The organism is Campylobacter sp. RM12647, assembly GCF_020138135.1.
Classification (GTDB): Bacteria; Campylobacterota; Campylobacteria; order Campylobacterales; family Campylobacteraceae; genus Campylobacter_E.
In genome coordinates, this window is sequence record NZ_JACGAS010000041.1 from 1 (window position 1) to 5,713 (window position 5,713).

Consider the following 5,713-nt stretch of genomic DNA (forward strand, 5'->3'; position numbering starts at 1 on the left):
TTTGTGAAGTTTTTAATAAATCTTTGCTAAATTTTTTTATTTCTTTTATTTCATCTATACTTTTATAATTATTGATTTTTTCTAATTGCGTATGTGGATATCTTTCAAAAAAATTTTGAATAGCGTATTCTTGTTTTTGTAACTCATCAATAATGCAACCATATCCAAGTTCATTGTAATTTACCTTATATGTTCTTTTATCACCAAAATCATAATATGGTTTATATCCTTGCTTTAATAAAATTTCTTCAACTTTTTTTAATTCTTTTGTTACCTTAACAAAATCACTATAATCGTAAGGTTTTGTAACATAATATTCTATTATTGTAAAAGCGCCGATGGATAAAATAGATAATATAAATAGTATGCAAAGCAATGCAAATATACAATACAATAATTTTCTTATAAACTCTATCAGCTTAGAATACATTTATCGCTCCGAATGTAAAACAACTTTTATGGTTTAGTATAGCAAATAAGTTTATTTAAATTCTTTTAAACAATAAGGTTAATTGATGGTATAAAATATTTTGGAATTTAAATTAGGATTTTAATAAATTTAAAAATGTTTTATTGTAAAAATAGTTGGAATTAAAAGTTATCATTTTTTGCTTTTATATAACAATAAAATAAAATAGTAGATATAAAAGCCATAGCAAGACTTAATATGCTATTTTTTATAGGAAGTGATGCGATATTGTCTATATTAAATTTCTTTAGTATTTTTAGTTAAAACATATTTATCAATAATTAATATGTGAAATACATGCATAAAATAACCATACAAAAATATTAAGATAAAAAAACATATAAGTTCGTTAGCTATAACACAATAAAACACATATATCAAAATAACACTAAAAATAAGAGCAAAAACATTGCAAATAAAAATCAAAATTCCTAAAATATCTCTTGTTTGGTGTTTGTAAATAGCTTCACAATAATCGCATTTCATTATATATCCTAAATCTTCATCAAAAACATGTGTTTTAGGTAAAGGAATTTTATTTTTACAAACTTCACATTTTTTATAAAAAAACATTTAAATGCCTTAACTTGCTAATTAATTTTTTATAATATAAAGTTTTAGTAAAAAATCCATAAAATTTAAAAATAATTATTAATTTAATTTCAAATTCCTAATCCAAATTCTTAAAGAATTTGGATTTAGTTTATAAATATACTTGAATATTGTTGTTTTTATCATCTGTATATGTAATAAATCCAGATGAATTAGGCGAGTAAGCATTCGTATCTTGTATTAGTCTTTCTGTATTTTTTAAATAAGATGATAAATCAGGTTTAATCACTTTATTTACCAAATCCTCATAGCTTGGTAATTCTTTTGCGGCTGTATTTATAAACTCATCATAGCATAAAGTTTTATCACTAAAAACAAATTTTTCAATCTTATTAAATCCTATCCCAAAATTACCTAATATAGTAACACTATCTTTATTATTGTTATATTTGATGATTAGATTATCTACATCTTTTTTAAGCACAACTTCACTAAAGCTAATATCATTAAATTTAATAGTATCATATCCTAAGGCATCTTTTATATAATCATTTCCATCATTTCTATTAAAGATATATGTATCATTTCCAGCACCGCCGTCTAAATAATCATCTCCTTTACCACCAATTAAAGTATCATTACCAAATAAGCCATATATTTTATCGCTATATTCACTTCCAATTAAAGTATCATTACCCCAAGTAGGAGTTAATACCATTTGTCTTAAATCATTAGCACTTAAAGTCTTATCTTGTAATACTAAAGCAGATATATCATAATCTTTTTTGAAAAAATCTACAACTTTTATAGATGAACTTTCATCAACCACTTTTCTAAACCAACCAGCACTTTTTAGCTTGTTTATTATTAAATCATCATTATTTCTAGTAATTTTTACAAACGATGAGCTAACATCTAGGATTATTTCATCATAAGCATTATCATTTCTAAGATTAATTATTGTATCTTTTCCCCAAACTCCTTTATAAATATATTTATCATTCCCCATACCGCCTTGCAAGATATCATCTCCTGCTCCGCCTATTATGATATCATCACCATCTCCTGCATAAATATCATCATTACCATTGCCACCATTTATGATGTCTGCTCCTGCTCCACTTCTTATGATATCATCTCCATCCCCACCATCAATAATATCATCTCCATTATGTGTGATTATGGTATCGTTGCCATCTAGCATAGTTATTACATAATCTTTATTTGTAAAAAACATTGTAAAGTTATCATCACCATTTGTGGGTGTATAAACTCTATTAATTATCTCATCCTTATTTATGCTTGTATTATTAGCGAATTTGATTTCATCAATAGTATTTCTTAAATCTTCATATGCAAAAAAGTCTTTAACTCTAATGCTATTATTATCATCTTTAATCAGCATTAAATCATCATAATTTCTTACATATTTTAAATTATTGGCATTTATACTTGCATCGTTAAATTTAATACAATCTATATCATTTAGATTTGATTTATAGTTTATGATAGTATCGTGCCCGAAATCTTTATCAAAAACATAAGTATCATTGCCATTACCACCCACTAAAGTATCATCACCAATTCCACCGATTAAGGTATCATCGCCATCAAGTCCATATAAAGTATCTTTACCATTTAATAAATTTGTCCCTACTAATGTATCATTACCACTTGTTCCTGTTTGAGTTGATAGTGCATTGATAGTATCTTCATCTAAAAGTTTTAAATAATCACTTAAAGTATAATTATTCATTGTTTTTATAAAATCACCTAGTAATATTACACAATCATTTAAAGAATTTATATCTTTAAAGCTTGTTATAAACTCAGCTAAATCAACGAAAGCTTTTTTAGGATTTGTTTCATTAATAGCCTTAAATTTTTCTATACTTTTAGAAAAATCTAATTTAAGCTCATACGAGCCATTGTTTTCGTAGCTAGTAATGCTTATTTCATCATAGTATTCTTTTAATCTTGTTTGAAATAACAATCCCTTATAAACATAAGTTCTTAAACTATCATAAGTATTATTAAAGCTATTTCTAAGCTCATTAAACTCATTTAAACTAGCTATATAAAAATCTTGATTATTAACGCCTAAAAATGAATTAATAATTGATATTTTTTGCTTAAGCTCATTAAACTCATTTTTTAAACTTTCACTAATAGTAAAATTAGCATATTCTCTAGCTTGTGATGGCGTAAGCCATAAATCCCTTATGTTATCAGTATTGCTAGGATTATTGCTATCAAATTCTTTGGTTTTAGATAGGTTAAAGTCTTTGTTTAAAGCTTTATTAGTATTAGCCCAAGCATAAATTAGACTATCAAGCTTGTTTAATTGCTCTTCTTTGCTATTTGTAGATGAATAATCTTTAAGCAATGCTTTTAATTTAGTATCTAAGCAAGCAGCGTCCCTTAAATCTCTTAATACTCCATAGCCTTTAAGATTTGCTAGATTTAATTCTTCTTCTGAATATTTTATCTTGTCTTTAAATACTCTTTCTATACTACTAACGCTAAAATTAATATCAGCTAATAAGCTTTCTTTATCATCCTTGATAAAGGTAGCTGTTTGAGTGATGGTGTTATCATTATCAAGCTTTTGATTTGTATCTTTATAGTTTAGATTTATGCTAGTTATGTTTAAATCTTTTAAAGACTTTAGTTCGTTTATTTGCGTTATGCCATCTTCGTTTAAGTCTTGCCATACTTTAAGATTGTTAAACTCTTTATCGTTTATATCAATTACTCCGTCTTTATTACTATCTAAAAGCTTTAAGGCTTCAAAGCCGTTTAGAGCAAGTGTGGTTTGAGTAGGATTTAAGGTTTGATTATTGTTAGTATCTAAAGCTTTAAAATCACTACTTGGAATTTCAGTAAAGTTTCCAAATAATTCATTACCATTATCTATTAGATTATTATTGTTTTTATCTAATACTAATAATCCATCATCTTTACTAATCCAAGATGATTTATAAGCTATGTTGTCATTGTTATGGTCAAAAAATGCCTTAGAATTATTAAGAGTGATTGTATCTATTGTGCCGTTGTTGTTTAGGTCTAGGACTAGCGGGTCGTATTGAATTTTATGTATTGTCTTTATAAGATATCTATAAATAATATCAGCATAGTCGCTTAATAAAGCATCAAAATATTTAATATGTGTCATATCTAAATTTAAAAGATTATTTTCAATATATTTATAAATTGAAAAGCCCGGTTCATTAATCACTAACTCTTCATCATCAATTTCCGATACACCTTTTAATATGTTTAAAAAAGCTAACGCATATTTATTTTTAAGTTTTTCTTTTGTTATTAGAGATTTTAGAATATCATTTGCTAATTCTAATGCTATATCTTTTTGAGATGGACTATTTTTATTGTTATTTTTATATAAGTCATAATCTTGAGTACTAATATCATAATATTCTGAATATTCACTAAAGTTTAAAAACACCTTACCGCCTTCACCAAACATTGGTTTTAATATAAAATTTGCCCAACTTGAAGTCTTACCACCTTCAAAATCAAAATTATCATCTTTAATTTGTATGTCAAAATCTTTTATACCAATTGGTTTCAAGTCTTTGCTAAGTATATAACGAGTTTTTTCCCCTGTTGTTACAAGCCCTAAGGTATTAAATACAAACACATCTCTTAAATCATTTGATTCTATAAACTTATCCTTACTATATAACGAAAATGATAATATATCGTTTTTTGGCTCTTCAACTTTATCTATTTTTATTATATCTTCATTATTTACTTTTTCACTTGCAGTATAAAATAGCTTTGCAAATTGTTTTTGATTTAAATAATAATTTTTTTCATCGAATTCAACATCTTGAAGTAAAGTTTTATCTAATTCTTCTCCATATCTAGTTTTTCCAGAAAAAAACACATCAACCATCTTGAAATCAATAGGTGAAATTATATGTTTATATTTTAAAAAAAATTGTTGACTATCGACTTTAAATTCATATCTTTTATTTTTATTTTTTTTACTTAAGATATAAGCACTAATTACTTTGCTAGCTCCATTCTTGTCATACATATTATATTTCATTATTTCTCCTTATTTTATAATCTAAATCTACCTTTAGAACTTATTGCTTTATATATATTTTCAATATAACCACAACTATCTATGAAAAACTCTTCACTAACTTCTTTAAAATCATTATTTTCATCAAAGTAATAATACTTCACAAACAATCTTTCAGATTCAAAAACAAATGAAGCTTCATCATAAAAATATTTATCATTTTTTATTACTAGCTCATTATTAAATTTATTTATTTTTGAAGTTTTTAATAATTCTTTGCTAAATTCTTTTATTTCTTTTATTTCATCTATATTTTTATAATTTTGAACTTTTTCTAATTTTTCTACATTTGCATGTCGATTAAAATAATCTTTTATAGCGAGTTTTTGTCGTTCTAGGTATTCAATTCTACACTTATAGCCGAATTTATTATAATCTATTTTATAAGTTTTATCAGTATTAAAATCATAATAGCTCAAATTATTCTCACTTAGGTCTGCTTCAATTCTATATAATTTTGATTTAAGTTCATTAAATTCTTTTAATGGGTCGGTGTTATTACTTATAAAATAAGTTAATGCGAAATAACACAAAGCAAGTATTAAACATAATAAACCTATAACAAATATCAGTATTTT

At 24.8% G+C, this 5,713-nt stretch carries 4 protein-coding genes; all 4 read right to left on the bottom strand.

Going from position 1 to position 5,713, the window contains the following annotated elements; translation table 11 throughout:
- A partial coding sequence (locus AVBRAN12647_RS09450; protein ID WP_336615100.1) for a hypothetical protein occupies positions 1–430 on the bottom strand: 430 nt, incomplete at its 3' end.
- A gap of 276 nt (positions 431–706) precedes the next feature.
- Positions 707–1,042: a hypothetical protein gene (locus AVBRAN12647_RS09455; protein ID WP_239803648.1), complete on the bottom strand. Its 336-nt coding sequence runs from the start codon at positions 1,040–1,042 to the stop codon at positions 707–709.
- Positions 1,043–1,172: 130 nt separating this feature from the next.
- Positions 1,173–5,096 (bottom strand): calcium-binding protein, encoded by a 3,924-nt coding sequence (locus AVBRAN12647_RS09460; RefSeq protein WP_336615101.1) that lies wholly within the window; start codon positions 5,094–5,096, stop codon positions 1,173–1,175.
- A gap of 14 nt (positions 5,097–5,110) precedes the next feature.
- A partial coding sequence (locus tag AVBRAN12647_RS09465) for a hypothetical protein (protein ID WP_336615102.1) occupies positions 5,111–5,713 on the bottom strand: 603 nt, incomplete at its 5' end.